Consider the following 23,211-nt stretch of genomic DNA (forward strand, 5'->3'; position numbering starts at 1 on the left):
GCGTGCCGAGACAGACCTGGAGCAGCAAGCTCACATATATCTTAACCGTCGCAGGCGCCACGATCGGCTTTGGCTGCACGTGGCGGTTTCCGTATTTAGTCGGGCAAAACGGCGGCGGCGCCTACGTGCTCATATTTTGCATCGCGATGATCGTGCTTGGAATCCCGATGATCTTGGTAGAAAACGTCATCGGACGCCGCGCGCTAAGAAACTGCGTCGATGCCTTCGCAGCGCCTAAAAAGGACGGCTCGCGCATAAAGCCGGCATGGAAGATCGTAGGCATCATGGGCGTAATCGGTGCGTTTGGAATTTTAGCCTACTATATGGTTCTCGGCGGCTGGGTGCTAACCTATATCGTAAACATCGTAAGCGGCAACTTCGACCTCTCCGCGCGGATCACCGACCCCGCATTTACGCAGAAATTCTACGCAGATCACATCGAAAATAGCCCGCTTAGCGTCGGCGGCTACACGATCGTTTTCATAGCGATCAACTGGTACATTTTGAAAAACGGCATCATCGAGGGGATTGAAAAATTCGTAAAATTTCTAATGCCCGCGCTATTTTTATGCTTCATCGCAGTGATCCTTACAAATTTAACGCTTGAAGGGGCAAAGGAGGGCGTGAAATTTTACCTCAGCGTTGATTTTGCAAAGATCACGCCTAAGCTTTTGATCGACGTTTTGGGACAGGTCTTTTTCGCGCTCTCGCTCGGATTCGGCGTGATGATCACGCTGTCGAGCTTCCTTAATAAAGACGAGAAGCTGATGCAAACAGCCACCATCACCGCAGTCGTAAACACCCTCATCGCCGTGCTTGCGGGCTTTATGATCTTCCCATCGCTCTTTAGCGCAGGGCTTGAGCCGAGCAGCGGCTCGTCGCTGGTTTTTAAAAGCCTTCCGATCGCGTTTTCGCATATGCCGTTCGGCAACGCCGTCGCGGTGGTCTTTCTCTCGATTTTACTCATCGCCGCACTTACGACATCGATCACGATCTATCAGGTCATCATAAATTTCGTCGAGGAGCGCTTCGGCTTTTCAACGTTAAAGGCGGTAAATTTAACGCTCGGCGGCGTCTTCGTGCTCGGCAACCTGCCCTGCATACTCTCAAGCAGCGTGCTTGCGGACGTTAAAATTCTAGGGCGCTCGGTTTTCGATGCCTTCGACTTCGTAAGCGCGAACGTCTTTTTCGTGCTAACGGCGCTTCTGTGCTGCATCTACGTGGGCTGGGTGCTGAAAAAGGATGCGATCTACGAGCTCACCAACGAAGGCGATCTAAGCGCGCGGCTCGCGGGAGTTTGGTTTTTGTACGTCAAATTTATCCTGCCGCTGATCATCGCGGTGATCTTCGGATACGGGATTTTCGGCTAAATTTAAAACCGCGAGAGTTTTAAATTTTAAATTTGCCCGCGGCGGTGCGGCTCACTTCGCCGCAATATATTTTATGCCAAGGCGCGATAGAATTTTAAAATTTCATTCGTTCCGTTGCATACGCTGCGGCGTGAGCTTTTACGCAGTGCGGCACATTGTATTGAAACTTGCGGCACGGCGGTCCTGCGACTAGGTGCGAGACACTGCACCGCAGTTATAATATAAATTCAGCGCAGGCGTAGCCTGCCCCTTGTAAAGCGTCGTCGGGGGTTAGGTGGGGTTTGGGGCGGGAAGGGGAGCGACCTCGCAATTCAAGCCCCCTTCCCGCCCCATAGAAAGCTTTGACGCGTCTAGCGAAGCGGACGTCAGAATTTTAAAATTTTATCTACGCGCGCCGTGCAAGCGTGATGACAAGCGCAAAAGTGCGCGGCGGAATTTTAAAATTTCACTCGCCGCGGCACCTTAAAATTTCCGCGACAGGCGCGCGATAAATTTAAAATTTAGCCGCAATTTAGAGGTTTGCAATGCTTTTGTTTTTCCTTACGATCTTTCCGATATCGCTGATGCCAGGCATCAACATGACCTATGCGCTAAATCTCGGCATCGCGCGCGGCTATCTTGGGGCGCTGCCTGCGTTGCTGGCGCAGGTGCTGGGCGTTGCAGCCGTGGCGCTTGCGTGTGTATTCGGCGTCGCGGGTATTCTGCTTGCGCACCCTGCGGCGCTTAGCGCGATTAAAATTTTAGGCGGCGCGTATATTTTCTATCTGGGCGTCGCGACCTTTTTAGCGCGCGGAAATTTTAAGCTGCAAAAACAAAAACGCAGCGAAAATATCTTCTTCCAAGGCCTCGTAGTCGCGGTCTCAAACCCCAAGGCGTGGATATTTTTTACCGCGCTCTTTCCGCCGTTTTTGGACGCGGACAATCTTTTCGGCGCGCGCACCTTCGCCCTCGTCGCTACGCTGTGCGTAAGCGAAAGCATCTGCCTTAGCATCTACGCGCTAGGCGGAGCGGTGCTAAAAAATCTTCTGAAAACCCACCTGAAATACCTCGAAATTTTCTGCTCGGTGCTGATGTGTGCGATCGGGCTTTGGATGATTTTGGGCTAAAATTTTGATTAAATTTAGCGCTCGAGTTTTGATGAAATTTTAAATTTAAAAGATAGATTGAAAAGCGGTATTGCTACGGCTAAATCTCAAGAAAAGCTCTTAAAATTTAGCCGCTAGCTCTGAATTAAAATTTTAAGCGATCGGTTGCGTGCAGTAAGCGCCGCAGCGATTATCGTCTAGGGTCGCTTGCGGTGCGTCTAAGCGATTTGCGGGCGATGATTCTTATCCGCAAGCGAACGGACGTCGCGTTGGCTTTGTGAAGCATCACCGCATCCGTTCGCGCCGCATCCGCTTAAATTTTAAAATTTAATCTCTGCCGTGAAGCTCGTCTATATAAAATTTCACAGAGCCGAGACCCTCTTTTTTAGCCCATTCGTAGGCGCTTGAGACGAACTCCCAGTTGATGCCTGCGTAGAATTTCTCCAGATATTTCGGGCGCGCATTGTACTCGTCGATGTAATACGCGTGCTCCCAAACGTCCACGACTAGAAGCGGCACGAGCCCTTCGGTCACCGGCGTAGCGGCATTTTGGGTCGCTTTGATGCAAAGCTTGCCCGATTTCGGATCGTAAGCGAGCCACACCCAGCCCGAGCCGAAATGCGCCGTAGCGGCAGCCAAAAACTCGCTTTTAAAATCCGCAAAATTTTCCGCTAGCGCCGATTTTAGCTCCGCAGACGGCTCGCTAGGCTTTGCGATGCAATCCCAGTAAAAATCGTGGTTGTAAACCTGCGCTGCGTTGTTAAAAAGCCCGCCGTTAGCCGCCGTTACGATCTCGTAAAGCCCCTTGCCTGCAAACTCGCCCGATTCGGTAAGTTTATTTAAATTTGCCACGTAAGTAGCGTGGTGCTTGCCATGGTGATAATCACAGGTTTGCTTGCTTACGACCGCGTTGTGCGCCGCATCGAACGGCAACTCTCTAAGTTTAAACATCTTTCTCTCCTTGAAATGAATTTTTAAGCGATTATAACCTAAAATTTCTAAATGATTAATAAAATTTATTATTTAGGATTAATTTTAAGATGAATTTCAATCTAAGCTCGCTCCTGTTATAATAGCGCTTCAAATTTAAAATTTAGGCGGTTTATGAACACCAAAGGCTTTGTTTTCATCCTCATCGGAGCGTTTTTTGAATGCGGCTGGGCTTACGGACTTAAGCACGCTGCTAGTGCGTACGATTGGATACTAACCGCCACCTGCGTAATTGCGAGCTTTTTTATATTTATGCTTGCTTTAAAATACGTCGGCGCGGCGCTCGCATACATCCTATACACGGGGCTCGGCACGATCGGCGCTGTGATCCTAGGCGTATTCATCCACCGCGAGAAAATTTCTGCGCACAAAGCGCCCCTCTTATTTCTCATAATTTCAAGCGCCGTGATGTTTAAATTAATTTAGAATTTTGGCGAATTTAGCTAAGCTTAGCGCTAAATTTAACGCAAAGGAAAATCATGAAAATCATCGAAGGCTCGCTTGCTCTTAAAGGCAGCGAAAAAATTCTAATCATCAACGCCCGCTTCAACCACATCATCACCGATCGCCTAGTCGAAGGGGCGCACGATGCGTTTTTGCGCCACGGCGGCAAGGAGGAAAATTTAAGCCTGATGCTTGTTCCTGGCGCTTTTGAGATCCCGATCGCGCTTGAAAAGGCGCTATCTTCCAAGCTCTACGACGCCGTCGTCTGCCTAGGCGCGGTTATCCGCGGCTCTACACCACATTTTGACTACGTAAGCGCCGAGGTAAGCAAAGGCATCGCGAGCACCATGCTAAAATACGGCGCTCCCGTAACTTTCGGCGTGCTGACTACTGATAATATCGAGCAAGCGATCGAGCGAGCAGGCGCAAAGGCCGGTAACAAGGGCTTTGAAGCGATGAGTGGCGCGATCGAGCTTCTAAGTCTATTTCGCAACATAAAGGCTTAAAATGGCCACTAGACACCAAGCCAGGCTCGCTGCGATCTCGCTGCTTTACTCCCGGGATATGAACGGCGGCGGCGAGGACTTTGCGGACGAATATCTGGAGGAAAAGCGCATTCGCAACGAGCAGCGCAACTGGACGCTGGCGCTTCTGCGCGGCGCTAGCGAAAATCTCGCCACGGTCGATGCGCTGATAGACGAAAATTTAAAGGAATTCAAGCTCGCCGAAATTTCGGCTCTGGAGCGCGCGATACTGCGGCTCGGGGCGTATGAGTTGCGCTTTACAGACACGGACGCGGGCATCGTCATCAACGAAGCGATCAACTCCGCCAAGGAGCTTGGCATCTCGCCAAGATTTATAAACGGCGTGCTGGACGCGCTAAAAGATAGCCCCGTAAACATCGCGGCGGATAAAATTTCCAAGCCGAATACGGCGACAAGCGTAAATTCCGAGCTATCCACAGCGACAAGCGAAAATTTCAAGCCCGCTGCGGCGAAAAACTCCGCTATTTCAGACAGCAACGTTGCGGCGAAAAATTTCATCCCCGCAGATATGGACGACGAGACGAAAAATTTTACCAAGGCAAAGAGGAGCAGCACGCCGAAAAATTCTACGGCAAGCAGAAGCAGACCGTCTAAAAAGCCCGCTAATTTGAAAACTCGCAGTGCGCCCGCCAAAAAATCCGCCGCGAGCAAAAAATTTAAAACGGAGGGAAATTTCAAGACCGGAGATAAATTCAAGACGGAGAAAACGGGCAAAAATTTCAAAACGGGCAAGCGAAGTAAAAATTTTAAGGCGAGCGAACGAGGAAAAGACGCCGCGCCGAAAAGAGAGGGCGCTGATAGAAATTTCAAGGTAAGCAAAAATGCGGCGCCGAAAAAGAGTGCTTCGGGTAAAAATACTGCGCCCAAAAGTAGCGCGGGGCGCAAAAGCTCTATCGCGCCGAAAAAATCTGCGGGCGGCAGAGGCGCCGTCTCAAAAAGACCTGCGGGCAACAAAGGCGCGGTACGCAGTAAGGATAAACGGTGAAGCTCTGCGTCGCGCTTGATCTGGGCTCGAAGCAGCAGTGCTTACAGTTAGCGGAGGGACTTGCGGATTTTGCGGATAAAATTTGGCTAAAAGTGGGCTTGCGAGCCTATTTGCGTGACGGAGCGGGTTTTATAGGGGAGCTAAAAAAGCTTGGAAATTTTAAAATTTTTCTCGATCTAAAGCTCTACGACATCCCAAATACGATGGCTGATGCCGCCGAGGAGATCGCCAGACTCAGCGTCGACATGATAAATGTGCATGCAAGCAGCGGCAAGCGCGCGATGGCTACCGTGATGGAGCGACTGGACAGGCTAGCTTCGCGTCCGCTGGTGCTTGCAGTCTCTGCGCTAACTAGCTTTGACGAGATGGAATTTAGTGCGGTTTACGAGCAAAATTTAAGCGACGCCGTGCGAAAATTTGGCGTGATGAGCTACGAAGCGGGGCTTGACGGCATGGTCTGCTCGGCGTTCGAGAGCCGCCTGATAAAGGACGCCACGAGTGCAAATTTTATCACGCTCTGCCCGGGCGTACGGCCGTTTGGCGAGAGTGCGGCAGATCAAAAGCGAGTGGCGGATCTGGGCGTCGCGCGCGAGGCGGGAGCTGATTTTATCGTGGTAGGTCGGCCGATCTATCAAAGCGCCGATCCTCGCGAAATTTGCGAACGGATTTTAGGTCAAATTTAGCGCTCGAGCCTGCGTAGAATTTGGTGAAAAATTATTTTAAACATGGTTTTAGCGCGAAAGAAATTTTAATTAAATCATCGCACAAAGGCGGCTCGGATGACGTCGAAGCGCCGTCGTCATCTTTTTACAAAATCCGTTGGGAATTGAAACATCTGTACCGCAAATTCTTGCCCTTTTACGGCGGCAAGTAGAATTCCATCCCGTTGGGAATTGAAACGCTTTTTTGAGCTCATTTTGGGCGAAAGCGGCATGAGTAGAATTCCATCCCGTTGAAGTTCGAAACAAACGCATCAGATTTTTGCATTTGGCGCAAGGCGGAAGCGTAAATTTACTCCGTTTGGGATTAAAAACGTTTAAACTTTACCGCGCCCAAGCTCCCTGCTAGCTTGCGGATAAAATTTCCGATAATGAGCGCGGCGGCGGACGTCTTAACACTAAAAAGCGGCGCGCATAAGCGCAGCGGTGGCCCGGCGGCGAGATAAAATTTTAAAAATTTTTCGCACCGCGTGGATAAAATTTTAAAATTTGCCTCACAAGAGTGAAATTTTGAAATTCCGCACTCTCAAGGGGTTTTAAAATTTTATCCAAATGGCGAGCCTGGCGAAATTTGAATGAAGATCGGAGTAAAATTTGAGTAAAGGCGCGAGTGATTTTAAGAAAATCCCATATGTCGGCGAGGCGACCGAATCAGATCTGTTGGCGCTAGGCTACGAGGGCATCGCTTCGCTAAAGGGCGCGGATCCGGACGAGATGTTTGAACGCACAAAGGCCCTCGGGCGCGGCAACGACAGGTGCATCCTCTATGTTTACCGAGGCCAGCTACTACGCCAGCACGCCTCGTCCCGACAAAGCCAAGCTGAAATGGTGGCTTTGGAAGGACTAAATTTTCAAATTTAACCCGCGCGAGCCGTTTGAATTTGGGCGGATTTGCTAACGATCGACGTGCTGTATTTGCGGCACGAAACGGCGCCTCACGGAAGCGCAAGCTAGCAAGCGCAATGAACGGCGTAAATTTTATGCGCGAGCTTTACGAACACAATGCGATAAAGCGGCGCGCAGAGCGTAAATTTAACGGGCGCGGCGTAGCAGCTAGCGCAAAGTACAAACATAGCCGCAATATGAAATTTTGATTTTATTCACAGGCACGCTTTGCGACTAAGCGGCCTGTACGAAATATAAAATCGTCCGATTTCTGGCAAGCGCGCGCCGAGCCGTATATGCGTCGTAAATATAAAAGCGGCGACAGTCGGTGTCTTTAGGCGGGCACGGCGCGGCCTTTCACGACGGCAAGGAGTGGCAGTTGATATTCAATAATCACGCTATGGAGAAAATGAAATAGGCGGCGCGAGTTTTGCTTTTTATGGTAAATTTTACAAACGCGGCGCAGATTCCCGCGCGAGCTTTGCGAGCACAATGCGATAAAGCGGCGCAAAGAGCGTAAATTTAACGGGCGTCATATAATTGGAGCGCCGCAAAGCGAAAGGACGATAGGGATGAAATTTTTTGCTACTTTGATTTTGTGCGCGAGCGCGCTTTTGGGCGAGACGATCAGCGCGAAATATGAGATTTCGTTTGGCGTTTTCGGCGCAGTCGGCAGCGCAAATACGCGGCTCGTGCGGCAGGGCGATCGCTACGAGATCGTGATGGACGCCGTTGCGCAGGGCGTCGCAGGCAGCCTGAGCGGACAAAGGCGCGAGAGCTTCCGCTCGAAGGGGCGCGTCGTGGCGGGGCTTTTGATGCCCGATCTCTATGTCCACGAGGTTTCGCGCAAAAAGGGCAAAACGACGAAAAACGAGCGCAAAACTTACGCCTTCGACTATGCGCGCAAAACGATAAAATTTCAAAAGTTCAAGGGCGCGGGCGGCGAGCTGCAGCTCGTAAGCGATGAAATTTTGCCCTATTTTGCGACGAATGACCTGCTGAGTTTGTTTTTCAATTTCTCTAAAATCCCGCACTCGGGCGATAAATTTTTCGTCCGAGCCGCGGGCGCAAAAGGCGCCGACGGAAGGATCGACATCGAAAGGCCGCGCGGAAGCGCCGCCGCAAATATCGCGAGCGAGCTTGGCGTCGCGCTGCCTAGCGAGACGGATACAAACTCCGGCGCAGCAGCAAGCGCAAGCTCTAGCGGAGCAGATACGAAAACCGGCACAACGGACGTAAATTTTAAAGGGCACGGCGCGGGCGCAGATAAGCAGGCTGCAGCGATCTACGTGGTTTTCATCAACCAGCCGATATTCTCGAGCAGCCGAGGCGAGCTGCACCTGAGCCTAAACGAGCGTGGTTACGCCGATCGCGCCGTTTTGAAGGACGTGCTGCTCTTCGGCGACATCCGCGCGCGGCTCGTGGAATGAGACTTCGTAAATTCGAAAAATGCCTGAGTTAAAAATTTTTAACTCTTAAAAGATAATTCGGCGCGTCTAGGTCTTTATTAAATTTTGATTTCATATATTTTTTAAGCTCGTTATATTCTTTATTAGTGGGTATAAATATAAAAAATTTATTGTAAAGCGCGTCTATAATTAAAGCATCGACAAACCTACATGAAAATAAGCCGCCCTTAAATAGATGAAAAATCATTTGCGGTATAAAAAGAAAGATGACCGCTCCCATGCAGCAGAATAACATTATGAAAACTATCATGGAGTCATCAAATATCGCACCATAAATATAAGCGAGTATGTATATGGCAAGACAGGTTTTTCCTATAATTCTTTCCGTTTCCGTATATTTTCGTGTCTCGCTTTCATAAACAAGTGCGAAAGTCTTTTTAAAATATAAAATATCATCAAATTTCATTACAAGCTGCTCGCCTGATTTTATACATTTTATGCTTGAGTTTAAAAATATAAATTTCCTTCCGTAATGCTGCGAAAAACCCTTAAGAGCCCTAGCAACCAAAGGTGCAGTGAGCAAAATATTTGCAACTTTTCTATCATAGGGGATGTTAGATACTAAATTTATAAACATGGCAAAACAAAGCAACGCTACTATAGCTATAATATTTACGATCGGCATATAGTCTTTGATGACCAACGGCTCTTTATCGTAATCTCGAGTTTTAGCGCCCCGCGATGAAACACCGCCCGGGTTTAAATTTTGAAATTTTACCTCGGCTTGTGAGTTTAAATTCGTGCTTTTTAAATTTGTATCTCGAAAATTTGCGCCGCAAAGATAATCGGCTTGCGGTTTGGGATCTGTTTGATCAAAATTCGTATTTTTAAAGTTTTTGCTACTCAAATTTGCATCGTTTAAATTTAATGATCTGCGATCCGTTGCATCGCTTAAATCCGCATTGTCAAAGATGTCGGCGCTAGCGCCTTTTCGAAGCTTTTGCTTGAAAGCCCGACGTCGTTCATTTAGAGGCTTTTTAGATTCCTCAAGCAGCACTTTATCCAAAAAATATCCTTAAGCTTAAACGCTCGTATTTTATAACTTTAGGCTTAAATCGCAATAAATCGCGCTTGTTTCGCGCATTTTTGATTTTATTTAAAATGTGTTTTGCATCGCGCCGCATACAGTGCAATTACGGCAGCAATGGCGCGGCAACGGAAACAAACCGCGTTTTTGGATCGATTCATTTCTTAAATTTTCTTATGAAATCGCTCGCGTCCCGCGCAGCCATCGCAGAGCTCATAACGGCGATCCTGTCGGCTCCCGCGCGTAGAACGACGGCAAAATTGCGCAGCGTTATGCCGCCGAGCGCGTAAATCTCGCCGTCGTAAAACCCACGCACGGCGCGGATCAAATTTAGCCCCTTCGGCGCGAGCCCCGCCTTGCAATCGGTCGCGAAGATGTGGCTCAGGCAGATCGCGTTCGCGCCCAGCTCCAGCGCCTCGCGCGCCTCCGCCTCGCTGTGGCAGGAAGCGACCAATTTTTTGAAATTTGCGCGCAAAAACTCCGTGCCGCGCACCGCGCTGAAGCTCCGCAAAACCCCGAGCGGCAGCCATAAATTTCTCTCGCCCGCCCGCAGTGCAAAATCTGCAAAATTATGCACAAAGATCGCAGGCAGACGCCTTGCACTCTCTGTGCTCTGCGCGCCCTTCGCACTCTGCGAGTTTTCCGCCTCTTTCACGCTCTGTGAATTTTCTACGCCCTCTATACTTTCCGAGCTTTCCGTGTACTGCGCGCTCCACGCACTCCCCGCATTTTTTGCACTATGCACATCATTCGCATTTTCTTTACTTTGCGCACTCCGCATACTTTCCGCATTTTCTGCGCTCCGTACGCTTTCTGCCGCTAGTTTTGTTTCGCTTGCAGCGCCGCGAAGCGAAATTTCACTAGGCGCGCTATCATTCGCGCGATTTGCAGCGCCGGTAAAATTTTTAGATGAAATTTCCTCTAAAACACAAGCTAAATTTTTAGACTGGATTTTATCCGTAGCGGCGTGCTTGCAGGCCGTATCCGCGCAAAGCTCGCTTTTGCTTCCGCCTAAATGGAGCTTTTTTAATAAAATTTTGTCCTCGTTGCGCTCGTAGAGCGAAATTTTATCCGCGTAGGCCGCGCTTACGTCTAATCCGTCCGCAAAAGCTTGGGTTTCACTAAATTTAGCGGCACGAGCCTCATCTGCAAAAATCCCGCCCGCACAAGCTGTATCCGCACAAAACCCGCTCTTGCAGGCGAGTAAAATTTTACCAAACAGCGTCGCATAGGCCGCTTCGTCTAAATCCTTTTCGCGCACGACGATCTCGCCTACGCCTGCCGCAGCAAAATCCGCTATGCGCGCAAGCAGCGCCGCCTCGCCACCGCAGAGCGCGCGATTTGTGATGATCGTAATGCGCGAAGCAAGCTCTAAATCTAGCATCCGCCCGCTCCTTTAGGCCCAATATCCGTGCGCCGCGCTCAAATTTAAAATTTTGCCTGCGATACTAGGGATTAAAATTTTACTTGCTAGGGCGAGCGCCGAAATCCCCGCCGTCACGCCATATTTCAAAATTTCGCCCGCCGAAACAAGGACTGAAATTTCCGCCGCAGCGCTAAGGCTCAAAGCATTCGCCCAGCTTCTCGATTTTAGCAACCTCGCGTTGCCGCCGCATAGGAACCCGAAGCTCGCGCCGTTTTTAAATTTAGAATTTAAGTCGCCCTCGGGCTTGGAATTTGCGCTGCCCTTAAATTTTAAATCCGCGTATGTGTTCCAAGGTCTTAAATTTACACGCGCATTTTGTAACTCAAAATTTCCCGCACCCGCTAACGCGGTGCCAAAAATTTTATCACGGCGTGCGGCGCTGTAAAATTCGGCGTCGTATTTTACGCTACAAATTTTACTTCTGCGCCGAGTAGCGCGAAATCCGCCCTCGAGCCTGACGCTGCAAATCTCGCGTCTAACGCCGCAAATTTCATCCACACACGCGGCAAAATTTCGCGCCTCACACATAGATATACTCGCTCATCAACGGCTGCAGCCCGCCTGCACGGATCGCCTCGCAGACCTCGCTTACGCTGCGCGCATCGCTGATCTCGAACTGCTCGTCGCCCCTCTGCTCGCTGTGCCCGCCGATACCGACGCTTACGCCTGCCGAAATTTTGCTCGCCGCGATCCTAATCGCATTGTCGCGGAAGCCCGCCCTCTCGCGCGTTGAAATCGTGATCTGCGCACTTGGCAGCAGCAGCCGATACGCACACATCACCTGCAGCAGCTCGCGCTCACCGACGTCCTTCGGGTTTATTTTGTCGTTATTGATGATCGGGCGCAGGCGCGGCACCGAAAAGGCAATCTCGGCGCGCGGGTACTTGCGCTGAAGCAGCCACGCGTGCACGCCCGTGGCAAAGGCATCGCGGCGGAAATCCCCGAGCCCCAAAAGCGCCGCAAAGCCCACGCCGCGCATACCGCCTCTAATAGCGCGCTCTTGAGCTGCGAAGCGATACGCAAAAACGCGCTTGTTGCCCGCAAGATGCAGCTGCGCGTAGCGCGTGGGATCGTAGGTTTCTTGAAAAACGGTGACGAAATCGACGCCACAAGCGTGCAGATAGGCGTAATCGGCGGAGTTTAGCGGATAAATTTCGACGCCGATCACCTTAAAATACTGCCGTGCGAGCTCGCAGGCGCGCCCGATGTAGCGCACAGGGCTGTTTTTCTCGCTCTCGCCCGTGAGGATTAAGATTTCTTCTAGTCCGCTCTCCGCTATCGCCTCAAACTCCGCCTTTAGCTGCGCTTCATCAAGCCTTGCGCGCGCGATTTTGTTTTTGCAGTTAAAGCCGCAGTAAACACAGAGATTGTCGCAGTAGTTTGAAATGTAAATCGGCGTGAAAACGGCAACGTTGCTGCCGAAATGCGCCGCCTTCTCGCGCGCTGCGGCTTGCGCGATCTGCTCCAAATGCTCGCCTGCGCGCACGCTTAGTAGCGCCGCAAAATCGCGCAGACCTCTGTTTTTCGCGCTGATCGCCCTTTGCACGTCAGCCTCGCTCGCCTCCTCGCAAAAGCCCTCGCGCAGGGCAAGCGTGCCCTGCATTATCTCGCTTCCGATATCTTCCATGCCCGCTAGATAGCCGGTTCCCATCATCTTTAAAATTTTCCTTTTAAATTTTCATTTAAATTCCACGCGGCGCGTTTTTGCGTGTAAATTTAGGCGTCGCAAAGTTTCTTTTCGTTTGGTTTAGAAGCGCATTTTAGCAGGATTTAGGTAAAAAATTGCAAAATGAGGGGTGTCTATTTGCATTTTAAATTTTAGTGATTGTTAAGGGGGGGATATAATTCTGCGAAATTTCTTAAATCGAGGAGGCGAATAAAATTTTAGCTATGTAAATTGACAATATCTGACTACGAAAAATGAGGTAATACGAAAAATTTTAAAGGAGAAAAAATGAAAAAAATTATCTTAGGTTTGGCTCTGTTGGGATCTTTGGCTTTCGGCGAAACGCAATTTCAATCGCTAAGAAAACAATATGAGCAAAAATGCAAAGCAGGCAATCTTGAAGCTTGCGGTGACGCCGGCGCTTTTTATAAACTTCCGACCAAATTTGGGGGGAACTCATCCGATAGGGACTATAAAAAAGTGCTTTATTATTACAAAAAAGCTTGCGATGGAAATGTTTATATGATTTGCTCGGATTTGGGAGCAATGTATGAAGATGGCGAAGGGGTAAAAAAAGACTATAAAAAGGCTATCGAACTATATAATAAAGCTTGCGACGGCGGGGTTGTAGACGGCTGCAGCAATTTAGGTTATATGTATACACATGACAAAGGGGTAAAAAGAGATATGACGCGGGCTATGGGATATTTTAGGAGAGCTTGCGATGCGGGAAGCTGGGTAGCGTGCGGGAATTTCGCTTCAGTCCTTGAAGCAGGTGGCGACAGAGTAAGAGCGGCGCAATACTATCAAAAAGCCTACGAGCTGGGCAAAAAGGACTCGCCGTCATTAGACCATGAAAAAGACTATTTACGGAAATACTGCGACAAATACGACATACTAAAATAGCCCGCTGATCGATCGGGTTTCTCTCGATCAGGCTACTTGGCGCGATGAAATTTTAAAATTTCATCGCCTTGCACGCTAAATTTAATGCGCCCGCTTTGCCTAAAAAGCGCGGGTGTGCGGATCGCACCGAAAATTTATTCGCGTGCTAAAGCGCCGAAGCTACAATGAGCTTGCACTATAATAAATTTCATCTGCGTAAAATTTAAAATTCTTCGCTAATTGCGGTGGCACTTTTGCGCCAAGAGCGGGCGCGATTTCAAGCTCGTTCAAGCTCGCGAGCTCTACGTTACCGCCTTTCGTGCAAAACGGCGCGCTGTGTATCTTGCGACGACGCGCTACATTGCAAGCGGGATTTGTAAAATCTACGCGCTACTAGTAGCGGTATCGCAAGCCGCGCAGCACGCTCTACATGCCTTTTGTACGCAAATTTGCACGACGTGAAATTTTAAAATTTCACGTCGTGTCTATCGGCTGCCACGCCGAGCTTGCGCGATATGTATCCGTACAAATCCAAGAAATACAAATTCCACGCAAAAAACACGGCTCGCGCAACCAAGCGCGTTTAAAATCTTAACTGCTACCTCAAAAATCCCGTTAGCGGCGAGCTTGCGCAGGCTGTTTCGCAAACGGCACCGAGCCCCGCCAGATAGGCATCGCGCCCTGCCTGCACGCCGAGCGCAAACGCCCGCGCCATCAGCGCCAGATCCCCGCTCGTGGCGATCGCCGTATTTACCATCACCGCGGCGCAGCCCATCTGCATCGCCTCGCAGGCCTCGCTAGGCGCGCCGAGCCCCGCATCTACGATGATCGGCACGTCGATTTCGCCAAGCAAAATTTCGATCATCCCGCGCATCATCAGCCCGCGGTTGGAGCCGATCGGCGCTGCTAGCGGCATCACGGCGGCAGCCCCTGCGCTTACCAGATCGCGCGCGACGCACAGATCGGCGTGCATATAGGCAAGCGGCACGAAATCCTCGCGCGCTAGGGCCTCGCAGGCCTTGATCGTCTCAGCGTTGTCGGGCAGAAGGTATTTGCTGTCGCCTATGATCTCGATCTTTACGAAGTCGCCGCAGCCCAGCTCACGCGCAAGCCGTGCGATCCGCAGCGCTTCCTCTGCGTTTCGCGCGCCGCTGGTGTTCGGCAGCAGCGTGACGCCGCCGGGGATGAAATCCAAGATATTGCGGCTCTTGCTTTCGTTCACGCGGCGCAGCGCGAGCGTGACGATCTCGCAGCCCGCGTGCCGCACGCAGGCGTCTATCATCGCGTGATCAAACTTGCCAGAGCCCATTATCAGGCGCGAGCTAAACTCCTTGCCGCCTAAGATCAGTTTATCGTCCATTCTATCCTCTTTAGTTTAAATTTTCGTTTTCACATACGGTGCAAAATTTCAAAGTGCTGTTTAAAATTTTATGCCGGAGCAACGACTTTAAATTTATACGACGCGGCTAAATTTACGCGGCGCGTGGTAAATTTCACGCCGTCTTAAAAACGCGCTGTATGCCGCCGAAACGCTCTATACTTTTCAAAAATAATCGCGCAAAGCCTAAATTTAGCAGCGAAATAAATAAAAGCGCGTAAATTTAGAAATGCAGGCGCGCGATAAGCGACCTAGCCTAGCCCTCCTCGCCCAAAATCAGCCTAAGCGCGACGTTTGCCTGATGTGCCGCGCAGATCGCCACGCGCGGAGCGAGCAGCCCCACGCCCTGAGCTGCGGCGCTTTTGCGGTCGCCGCAGACGAAGACGTTTTTGCCGAACCGCATCGTGCGGATCTCGTTGGCATCGCCGCTACCCGCCATACCGCTAGCGCAGATCAAAAAGCGATCCGTACCGCCGAATGCGCCAAAAATCATCGCTTTCGCCGCCGCGTCGTCGAAGCACTCGCAAATTATACGCTCGTTTTTTAAAATTTCGGCTACGTTGTGCGCGGTAAGTCGCTCGTTTAAGGTTCGCACGCGCACAAACGGGTTTATGCGCGCGATTTTTTCGCGCAGAGCGGCCGTTTTGGGCTTGTAAAGATCGCCGATCTCGTACTGCTGGCGGTTCAGGTTGGTCGGCTCGACGACGTCGAAGTCGATCAAAAAGAGCTCGCCCACGCCCGCGCGCGCAAGCAGGATCGCGACGTTGGAGCCGAGCCCACCGAGCCCGCAGATCGCCACGCGCGAGCCTTGCAGCGCCTCGTTTACGGCGGGAGCGTTACGAGCAAGCATCAGCTCGCGAAGCTCCTGCGGCGATAGCTCCGCGCCGCGCGCGAGCAAAAAGAGATCATCTCCCGCCTTTAGCGCGCAGTTTTGCGCGCTCGCATAGCCGTTTATCACGGCGATCTCGCCGCTAAATTTAACTTCGCGCTTCAGCCCCTCAAGATCGCTCGCGCCCGTTTCGTAAGCTTTGCCGTTTAGTTTTATCTGCATTTTGATCCTAAATTTTATCTTTTTGCCGTCTAAATTTATCGCGCAAATTCGGATTTAGCGCGCGGCGCCTCATATCTGCGCGAACATAGCGCGCATTTGCGGTATTGCGACGCGATCGCGGTAGAGATCTACGCAGCTAAGACGCGCTGCGCAAACGCTTGGCGCGAGTTGCGATGCACGCGGGGCGTACCGAGCGCATCGCACGTGATTTTGATCTAAAAATTTTATCGTGCTTTTAACGCGTAATATTTAGCCTCATGCACGCATTGCATTCGGCTAATACGGGAGGCGCTGTATGAACTCCGTACAGAACGCGCAGCGCAAGCTAAATCCGCCAAATTTAGCGCATTAATCCCCCGCTTATCGGTTAAATTTAAAGTCGCAAAGCGCTAAAGCGATCCGCCGAACTTGAAAGCCGCTAAACGCCTGAATAAACCCGCGCTGCGGCTAAATTTAAAATTTCAAGCCCAACCGACGAAAAAGCGGTACGTCGTAGCATGCGTCGCAATGTGCATGGCGGCAGAGATCTCGGGATAAATTTTAAAACCTCGCGCTCAAAGCCCGCAACTTCGGCGTAAATTTTAATTCCCACGCTCAAACCTACGGCGCCGATGCAGTTTTAAAGCCACGTCCTGCCGCCGCGGCTGGCGACGCAAATTAACGTTTCGCCGCAGCAATAAAAATTTAAACTATATCGTCGCGGAGCGAATTTTAAAACTCCTGCGTTAGGCTACCGCGCCTCAATTCGCTTACAAAATTTAAAAGCTCGCCGCAGGCACCAGACCACCGCGGCTTCCTCATAAATTGAAAAACCCAAACGCCGCTATGTCTCCGCTCCGCAGTATCGCCTAAAATTCTAACGACGCGCATGCAAATTTTAAGTCCCAGCCGCTGTGTTGCCATACCGATTAAAATTTAGCGACCTTCGCGCAGATTTAAACCTAGGCTGCCGTAATTTAACATAACCCGAAGCTCCGACCTCAGCCGCCGCCTACGAACTCGACGATCTCATATTTTTTGCCGCTTGAGATCTGCGTGCGCTCCCACGCCTCTTTTTTTAAAATTTCGCCGTCGCGCTCGAGCGCTACTAGGCGTAGATCGTGTCCGCGCCGGCGCAAAAACTCGCTCACGCTCATATCCTGCGCCAGTTGCAGCCGCTCGCCGTTTACGCAGATCTCAATCATCGCTCGCTCCCAAGCTCTCGCGATATTCCTCGTAAGTGCCCCTAAAATCGACGATTTCACCGTCTCCTTTGAGGTGCAAAATTCTATTTGCAAACGCGTCGATGAGCTCGCGGTCGTGGCTCACGCAGATCGCGCAGCCCGCGAAGTTATACAGCGCCTCGCCAAGCGCGATGATCGCTTCAAGATCAAGGTGGTTGTTGGGCTCATCTAGCACCAGCAGGTTCGGGCGTTGCAGCATTAGCTTGCTTAGCATCACGCGGTGTTTCTCGCCGCCGCTTAGGCTGCCCACGCTTTTCTCCTGCTCCGCGCCGCTAAAAAGCATACGTCCAAGGCATTTGCGAATTTCATCCAGATCCCTATTCTGCGGACTTTGTAGATATTCGTAGAGCTTGAGCTCGCCTGAAATTTTATTATTCGTATCCTGCGCGAAGTACCCAGGCTCGATCGTGGCGCCCATGTGTACCTTGCCGCGCTGCGGCGCGAGCTCGCCCATGATGATCTTGCAAAGCGTGCTTTTGCCCACGCCGTTTCGCCCGATGATGCCGATCTTATCGCCGTGAGCGAGCTTGAGGTTAAAATTTTTCAGAATTTCAATCTCGCCGAAGCTCATATCCACGCCGCTTAGCTCTAAAATTTCATTGCCGATCTCGCGCGCGGGCTTGAATAAAATGCTAGGCTCTCTGCGCGAAGAGGTCGCAAGCTCGCTAAGATCGAGTTTGTCGAGCTGTTTTTGACGGCTCGTGGCCTGCTTTGCTTTGCTTGCGTTGGCGCTAAAACGAGCGATAAATTTTTCAAGCTCCGCCTTCTCTTTGAGCTTTTTCTCGCGCTCGAACTGCGCCTGTTTGAGGGTGAGATTGGACGCTATGAACCAGTCGTCGTAATTACCGCTAAATTCGCGTACCCGCCTAAAATCGACGTCGAGGATGTCCGTGCAGACGCGGTTTAAGAAGTGGCGGTCGTGGCTGATGACTACGAGCGTGCCGGTGTGGCGATTTAGCTCAAACTCAAGCCACGAAATGGCGTCGATATCGAGGTTATTGGTCGGCTCGTCCAAAAACAGCACGTCGGGGCGCGGGAAGAGCACCTGCGCGAGCAGAACCTTAAATTTATTGCTCGTCTCGATCTCGCTCATCTTTTTATCGAAGTCGTTCAGCCCCAGCGAACTTAAAATTTTCTCGATCCGCGTTTCGTATTCGTAGGCGGGATCCTCCTCCGCACAGATCATCTCAAGCTCGCCGAGGCGCTCGTTTATCTCGTCGTTAAACTCGCCCGCCTCGTAAAGCTGCGTCTTTTCGCGCACGGCGTCATAAAGGCGCTTGTTACCGTAAAGCACGGCGTCTTTGACGCTGAAACTTTCGAAGGCGAACTGATCCTGCCCCAAAACGCCGATTTTAAGCCCGCTTTGGATCAAAATTTCGCCGCTGCTTGCTTCAATCTGCCCGCTTAAAATTTTAAGCAGCGTCGATTTGCCCGCGCCGTTTGCGCCGATGAGACCGTAGCGCCTGCCCTTATCGAGGCTTAAATTTACGTTTTCAAAAAGCAGTTGTTTGCCGAAGCGCATCGTTAGATCTTTGATTTCAACCATATTTTTCCTTTTAAATTTCTATTTGCATTGCCTTGCGCGCGGGCTTTTGCCAGGTTTTGCGCGCAAATTTTATCTCGCGGTTTATTGCGGCATTTGCGCCGCGCGGAACTGCGATAAATTTCTCCTATTGTAGCTTAAAATTCTGAAATTTCGCCGAAGGGGCGAGCCGGCGCGATTAAATTTAAACCGCTAGAGCAATTTAAATTTTAGCCGCTGTAATCGCTATCGCGAGTGATGATGAGCGTGTAGTTCGGATACGCGGCGCGTACCTGCTTACAGACCGCGCGAAACGTCGCCTCCATGTCTGGCGCTGCGAAATCGACGATGACGTCGAAGCTAATCGAGTGTTTCGGCTCATCGAGATAAAATCCATGTATCTGCGAAACGAACTCGTGCGATAGCGCCATCTGCTTGATATGTTCGCGGATCTCGGCGGCGCGCGGATCGTTTTTATTAAACGCGTAAATTCCTACGGTGTCTAGGATGATATTAAATTTCGCAAAAACGGCGTTTTGGATGCGGCGCGTAAGAGCGTCGATCTGCGCCGCGGTCGTATCGCTTGCGACCTCGATATGGATGCTGCCGACCATCTTGTCGGGCCCGTAGTCATGAAACATCAGATCATACGCGCCTATGACGCCCTCAAAGCCGCGCACGACGTCGTAAATTTCATTCGTCAGCTCCAGGCTCGGACGCGAACCCAAAAGCTTGCTGATCGTATCGCGTAGAATTTCGTACGCCGTTTTAATTAGAAGTGCCGAAATTATCGCGCCCAGATACGCTTCCAAGCTCAGCCCGAAAATAAGCGAAATCAAAGCCGCTACGAGGGTGGCTAACGACACGAGCGCATCGTATTTGGCGTCCACGCCGCTAGCGATGAGCGAGTCGGAATTTACGCGCTCGCCCGTCTTTTGCGTATAGAGCCCCAGGCTAAATTTCGCCGCGACGGCTACGGCGATGATGACGAGCGAAACCGCATTATAATTCGCCGCTTGCGGATGAATGATCTTTTTGATCGATTCAACGAGCGAGACGCCGCCGGTGTAGAGGATGATGACGGCGATTACGATCGCGCTTAGATACTCGATCCTGCCGTGCCCGAAGGGATGCGCGCGATCGGGTTGCTTGCTAGCAAGATGCACGCCCACGATCGTAATGACGGACGAAAGCGCGTCGCTTAGGTTATTTACGGCATCAAGCACGATCGCGATCGAGCCAGAAATCAGCCCCACGACGCCCTTAAATGCCGCTAAAATTACATTTGAAACGATACCGATCGCACCGGTGCGAACGATGATTTTATCTCTGCTATACGCCGCTTGAGGTACTTCCATTACTTATTTCCTTTGAAATTTTACTCTAAGCCGCAATCGCTGCGCGTGTAGGTCAGATCGGCGATTTTTTCGCCGCTTTGCAGAAATTCTCGTACGCCTATGCGATTTAGACCGCCCGCTTTCATCGTCGCGCATACGTCCTTTTGCCTGTCAGCGCACAAAACTCTCTCAAAATTTTGCTTGATCTTAGGATCTACTTTATCCCAAATTACGTTTTTTAGGGTCATGGAAACTATAAATTTATCGCCTTCGCACGTAGCCGCGCCTAACTTTATATCTTCAGTCTCTGGGTGACTGCGCCCATTTACGGCGTCCGCCAAAGCCTTGCAGCGCTCGGCATCGGCATCTTCCGCAAGCGCTGCGCTACAGATAAATACGCCGAACAGGACGAGTATAAATTTTTTCATTTTCATCTCCTTATTTTTATTTGAAATCTATCATATTAAAATTTTAAATTCAATCTATTTTTTGAAATTTAAAGACCTATTTGCGCGGCGCAAATCCGCGAGCCGCCAAAATTACTTACGTTAAAATAGCGGCGTAAATTCCATAAATCACCGCTAGAAATTTTCTAAATCGCGGCAAAAATTCTTTAAATTCCGCGCGAAATTCTATGAGTAGAAATTTTGCGACGGATCGCATGCGCTCGCTCGAATCGACGTATGGCGAGGTCATCCAAATCTTTTTTAACTCGCCGTTTAAGTTATAGATTTAACGCAGCTTAAAAAAGCTCCGGCCAATCCGCCTCGCGTTTAAATTTATAAATTTAATGCAGTTCCGCGTTGAGTTTGATCGCGCGCTTGCTAACGCTTGCCGTAATCTGCCCGCTTTGGCTGTTTTGGCGGAAGTGCAGACCGCTAAGCCCAGCAAGCTCAAGCCCTTTATAAATTTCACGATCGAACGCAAAGCCTGGATTTAGCGCTGCTAGCGCCTCGCGATCCTTTTGCGCGATGAAAACCTTCGTGCCCTCAAGTATCGCGATGTCGGCATCCACGATGCAGCGGTCGCCTAGCGGAATGCCCGTTACGGAGTTTGCGCCCAGCAAGCAGTGCTTGCCGATGCTCACGGCATTGCCGTTGGTACCGCTTAGCACGCCCAAAATCGATGCGCCGCCGCCTATGTCGCTGCCCTCGCCCACGACGACCGAGCTGCTGACACGCCCCTCGATCATAACGCTGCCGATCGTGCCTGCGTTGAAATTCACATACGCAGCACCCGGCATCACGGTCGTACCTGCGGCGATATGCGCACCCAAACGCACCTTCGCATCGTCTAAAATCCGAACGTTTTGCGGCGGTACGACGTGACTTAGATAGCGCGGAAATTTATCGACGCTGATTATGCGTGGATAGCGGCCTTGCATTTTTAAATGAATTTCGTTTTCACGCAGCCACCAAAGCTCGATCGGGCGAGCGTTTTCGTCCCATGCGACATTCGGAAGCACGCTAAATGCGCCATCTAGATTGAGCGTGCGCGGCTCGCAGAGATTTAGCGAAAGCGCATAAAGCTTAAGATAGACGCTCTCGACGCTTTTTGGCGCGGCATCCTCAAAGATAAAACTAGCACAAAAGTTCGCGTGCTCGTCTGATTTCATCGCCTCTTTAACCGCAAGCAGCACCTGTAGGTTTTTGTGCGCGCCCTCTTTGGCGTCTGGCTGCAGAAATTTTAAAGCCTCGATCGCCTTTTTTAGGGCTTTGTGCGTCAGCGTCAAAATGCACTCACTACCGCTAAAATCCATGACCTCTCCGCATTCGGTTAGAGCATGGATTAGCACTGCTGCGCTTACTAGCCCATCTTTAAAATTTACGTGCGCGTAATTCACGCTTAAGCTTTTATGCCCCTCCGCGCGCCCCTTAAATACACGCCCGACCGCCCACATCATCGGATCGCGATAGCCCTTTTTGGCGCGAACTTTATCCGCAAAAGCCTGAAGCTCGCTTAGGCTTTTAATCTCTTTCATATTTAATCCTTAATCGCAAAATTGCGCGGGAGTATAGCTAAATTTAATTTAAAAGGGGATTTGAAAATGCGCATGAATGGAATTTAAAGGCGAAAACACGCACTTTTAAATTCTTGATTATTTTGTTTTAGATTGTTTGGCTTCTTGTAATTTTACTTCGAAACACTCGCTTTGGTATCTTTTTTAACTTTGGTAATAATGCTAACATCCTCGCTAGGAACTTTCTTTTTTATAGTTTTAATGCAAGAATCGCCGACATCGCCGCAATTGCTAATCGTGCGATTAAATTCCACATAAGCATATTTACCATCATCAAAAATTAACTTACCGCTAATAACAGATTCATTTTTATCTTTTAGATAAATTTCAGCATGATCGGAAGCTAAATTTATAGACTTTAAAAATTTTTTGCAAATAAAATTGAAGCTATAGTATTGTGATTCCTTAAAAAATTGCGAAAAAATAGGCACACTCAGTGATAAAAATAATATATGAAACGCAATAAACATTATACCAAGCGCCTCAAAAAATCTTTCTATAGTGATAGCTGCACACGAAATAAAAATTATTAATGCTTCAAATAAAAAGAAGAAAATGGCAAATACTATAAAAGAAGGATCAACCCCTTGCAATCCTTCGAAACAAAAAAAAGTGATAAAAATGACTATATATATTATTTCAGTAGCCCAAGGAATTTTTTTCATACATTCTTGCTTTTTACGGCAACAAGTGCAATATATGATAAATAAAATTATCGATACGATAAAACAAAAAATTATTAAATAAATAAAAACGACATTATTATACAACATACAACAACACCCTAAAAAAACAAAAACTTTTAAAGTTATATTTATAAAAATACAGGTAATGTATGCAGCTTCATCGTCAGTTTTTTTAGTTATACGTAGATGCGCACCCAAAATATAAAATCCGTGAATGGCTATTAACAACATACCCACAAGCAAGAAAACCCACATAAAATTTATGCTAAAGATTTCATAACTAAAAAATCCATTATCTCTCATATAAGTCATAGCAAACACAAAGCCTATAATAATAGAGAATGCGGGCATTATTAAGGAAATCAATTTTAAAATCGATAAAATTCCTTCACAAATCTCTTTTAGCTTATTAAAAATATTTTCTGGATTTTTCTGGATTTTTCTGATTTTCTGATTTTCTGGATTTTCAGACATTTATTTCTCCCACCACACAATATA

The 23,211-nt window shown here is 49.6% G+C and carries 22 protein-coding genes and 2 pseudogenes; 10 read left to right on the top strand and 14 right to left on the bottom strand.

Going from position 1 to position 23,211, the window contains the following annotated elements; all coding sequences use genetic code 11:
- The first annotated feature begins 2 nt into the window (after nt 1–2).
- Nucleotides 3–1,370 (top strand): sodium-dependent transporter, encoded by a 1,368-nt coding sequence (locus tag Q0380_RS05305; protein WP_298961038.1) that lies wholly within the window; start codon nt 3–5, stop codon nt 1,368–1,370.
- Nucleotides 1,371–1,894: 524 nt separating this feature from the next.
- Nucleotides 1,895–2,476 (top strand): LysE family translocator, encoded by a 582-nt coding sequence (locus tag Q0380_RS05310; protein ID WP_298961041.1) that lies wholly within the window; start codon nt 1,895–1,897, stop codon nt 2,474–2,476.
- Nucleotides 2,477–2,782: 306 nt separating this feature from the next.
- On the opposite strand, the gene sodB is transcribed toward Q0380_RS05310, so the two are convergent.
- The gene (gene sodB / locus Q0380_RS05315; protein ID WP_298961044.1) at nt 2,783–3,406 is read right to left on the bottom strand and encodes a superoxide dismutase [Fe]; all 624 of its coding nucleotides are present in this window, start codon (nt 3,404–3,406) and stop codon (nt 2,783–2,785) included.
- A 153-nt stretch (nt 3,407–3,559) separates the two neighbouring features.
- Between sodB and Q0380_RS05320 the strand changes: the two genes are divergently transcribed.
- From Q0380_RS05320 to Q0380_RS05350, 7 genes and pseudogenes are all read left to right on the top strand, one after another.
- A complete protein-coding gene (locus tag Q0380_RS05320; protein ID WP_298961047.1) occupies nt 3,560–3,871 on the top strand; it encodes an SMR family transporter in 312 nt (103 codons plus the stop codon).
- 53 nt (nt 3,872–3,924) lie between these two features.
- The gene (gene ribH / locus Q0380_RS05325) at nt 3,925–4,395 is read left to right on the top strand and encodes a 6,7-dimethyl-8-ribityllumazine synthase (protein WP_298961058.1); all 471 of its coding nucleotides are present in this window, start codon (nt 3,925–3,927) and stop codon (nt 4,393–4,395) included.
- Nucleotide 4,396: 1 nt separating this feature from the next.
- Nucleotides 4,397–4,771, top strand: a pseudogene (nusB, locus tag Q0380_RS05330) (transcription antitermination factor NusB); the annotation flags it as partial.
- 644 nt (nt 4,772–5,415) lie between these two features.
- Nucleotides 5,416–6,102 (top strand): orotidine-5'-phosphate decarboxylase, encoded by a 687-nt coding sequence (gene pyrF / locus Q0380_RS05335; RefSeq protein WP_366806633.1) that lies wholly within the window; start codon nt 5,416–5,418, stop codon nt 6,100–6,102.
- 630 nt (nt 6,103–6,732) lie between these two features.
- Nucleotides 6,733–6,985 (top strand): annotated as a pseudogene (locus tag Q0380_RS05340) (helix-hairpin-helix domain-containing protein).
- A gap of 115 nt (nt 6,986–7,100) precedes the next feature.
- Entirely contained in the window at nt 7,101–7,232 is a 132-nt protein-coding gene (locus Q0380_RS05345) for a hypothetical protein (protein ID WP_298961061.1), read from the top strand.
- A gap of 363 nt (nt 7,233–7,595) precedes the next feature.
- The gene (locus Q0380_RS05350; protein ID WP_298961064.1) at nt 7,596–8,453 is read left to right on the top strand and encodes a DUF3108 domain-containing protein; all 858 of its coding nucleotides are present in this window, start codon (nt 7,596–7,598) and stop codon (nt 8,451–8,453) included.
- A 28-nt stretch (nt 8,454–8,481) separates the two neighbouring features.
- On the opposite strand, the gene Q0380_RS05355 is transcribed toward Q0380_RS05350, so the two are convergent.
- From Q0380_RS05355 to thiH, 4 genes are all read right to left on the bottom strand, one after another.
- The gene (locus Q0380_RS05355) at nt 8,482–9,498 is read right to left on the bottom strand and encodes a pentapeptide repeat-containing protein (protein WP_298961067.1); all 1,017 of its coding nucleotides are present in this window, start codon (nt 9,496–9,498) and stop codon (nt 8,482–8,484) included.
- A gap of 178 nt (nt 9,499–9,676) precedes the next feature.
- Entirely contained in the window at nt 9,677–10,903 is a 1,227-nt protein-coding gene (locus tag Q0380_RS05360; protein ID WP_298961070.1) for a thiamine phosphate synthase, read from the bottom strand.
- A gap of 12 nt (nt 10,904–10,915) precedes the next feature.
- Nucleotides 10,916–11,473: a hypothetical protein gene (locus Q0380_RS05365; protein ID WP_298961072.1), complete on the bottom strand. Its 558-nt coding sequence runs from the start codon at nt 11,471–11,473 to the stop codon at nt 10,916–10,918.
- Nucleotides 11,466–12,599, bottom strand: a complete 1,134-nt coding sequence (thiH, locus tag Q0380_RS05370) for a 2-iminoacetate synthase ThiH (protein WP_298961075.1) — start codon at nt 12,597–12,599, stop codon at nt 11,466–11,468. Before thiH ends, Q0380_RS05365 begins: the two co-directional genes overlap by 8 nt.
- 300 nt (nt 12,600–12,899) lie before the next feature.
- Between thiH and Q0380_RS05375 the strand changes: the two genes are divergently transcribed.
- The gene (locus tag Q0380_RS05375; protein WP_298961078.1) at nt 12,900–13,517 is read left to right on the top strand and encodes a tetratricopeptide repeat protein; all 618 of its coding nucleotides are present in this window, start codon (nt 12,900–12,902) and stop codon (nt 13,515–13,517) included.
- Nucleotides 13,518–14,094: 577 nt separating this feature from the next.
- Here Q0380_RS05375 and Q0380_RS05380 read toward each other — a convergent pair.
- The 9 genes from Q0380_RS05380 to Q0380_RS05420 all read right to left on the bottom strand — a co-directional run bounded on the left by Q0380_RS05380 (nt 14,095) and on the right by Q0380_RS05420 (nt 23,187).
- Nucleotides 14,095–14,856, bottom strand: coding sequence for a thiazole synthase (locus Q0380_RS05380; RefSeq protein ID WP_298961080.1), 762 nt, complete (start codon nt 14,854–14,856; stop codon nt 14,095–14,097).
- Between the two features lie 274 nt (nt 14,857–15,130).
- Nucleotides 15,131–15,925, bottom strand: coding sequence for a sulfur carrier protein ThiS adenylyltransferase ThiF (thiF, locus tag Q0380_RS05385; RefSeq protein WP_298961082.1), 795 nt, complete (start codon nt 15,923–15,925; stop codon nt 15,131–15,133).
- 980 nt (nt 15,926–16,905) lie between these two features.
- On the bottom strand, nt 16,906–17,109 hold the full coding sequence (thiS, locus tag Q0380_RS05390; RefSeq protein WP_297946360.1) for a sulfur carrier protein ThiS: 204 nt from the start codon (nt 17,107–17,109) through the stop codon (nt 16,906–16,908).
- On the bottom strand, nt 17,102–18,694 hold the full coding sequence (locus Q0380_RS05395) for an ABC-F family ATP-binding cassette domain-containing protein (RefSeq protein ID WP_298961086.1): 1,593 nt from the start codon (nt 18,692–18,694) through the stop codon (nt 17,102–17,104). The genes thiS and Q0380_RS05395 overlap by 8 nt, the downstream gene beginning before the upstream one ends.
- 206 nt (nt 18,695–18,900) lie before the next feature.
- A complete protein-coding gene (locus Q0380_RS05400; protein WP_298961089.1) occupies nt 18,901–20,028 on the bottom strand; it encodes a cation diffusion facilitator family transporter in 1,128 nt (375 codons plus the stop codon).
- 20 nt (nt 20,029–20,048) lie between these two features.
- Nucleotides 20,049–20,435, bottom strand: a complete 387-nt coding sequence (locus Q0380_RS05405) for a hypothetical protein (protein WP_298961092.1) — start codon at nt 20,433–20,435, stop codon at nt 20,049–20,051.
- A gap of 115 nt (nt 20,436–20,550) precedes the next feature.
- Nucleotides 20,551–20,703 carry a hypothetical protein gene (locus Q0380_RS05410; protein WP_298961097.1) on the bottom strand — a complete coding sequence of 51 codons (153 nt, stop codon included), beginning with the start codon at nt 20,701–20,703 and terminating at the stop codon, nt 20,551–20,553.
- Between the two features lie 91 nt (nt 20,704–20,794).
- Nucleotides 20,795–21,988, bottom strand: coding sequence for a tetrahydrodipicolinate N-succinyltransferase N-terminal domain-containing protein (locus Q0380_RS05415; RefSeq protein WP_298961100.1), 1,194 nt, complete (start codon nt 21,986–21,988; stop codon nt 20,795–20,797).
- A 152-nt stretch (nt 21,989–22,140) separates the two neighbouring features.
- Complete coding sequence (locus tag Q0380_RS05420; protein ID WP_298961104.1) at nt 22,141–23,187, bottom strand: hypothetical protein; 1,047 nt, start codon at nt 23,185–23,187, stop codon at nt 22,141–22,143.
- Nucleotides 23,188–23,211: the final 24 nt, after the last annotated feature.

This window comes from uncultured Campylobacter sp. (assembly GCF_937959485.1).
Taxonomy (GTDB): domain Bacteria; phylum Campylobacterota; class Campylobacteria; order Campylobacterales; family Campylobacteraceae; genus Campylobacter_B.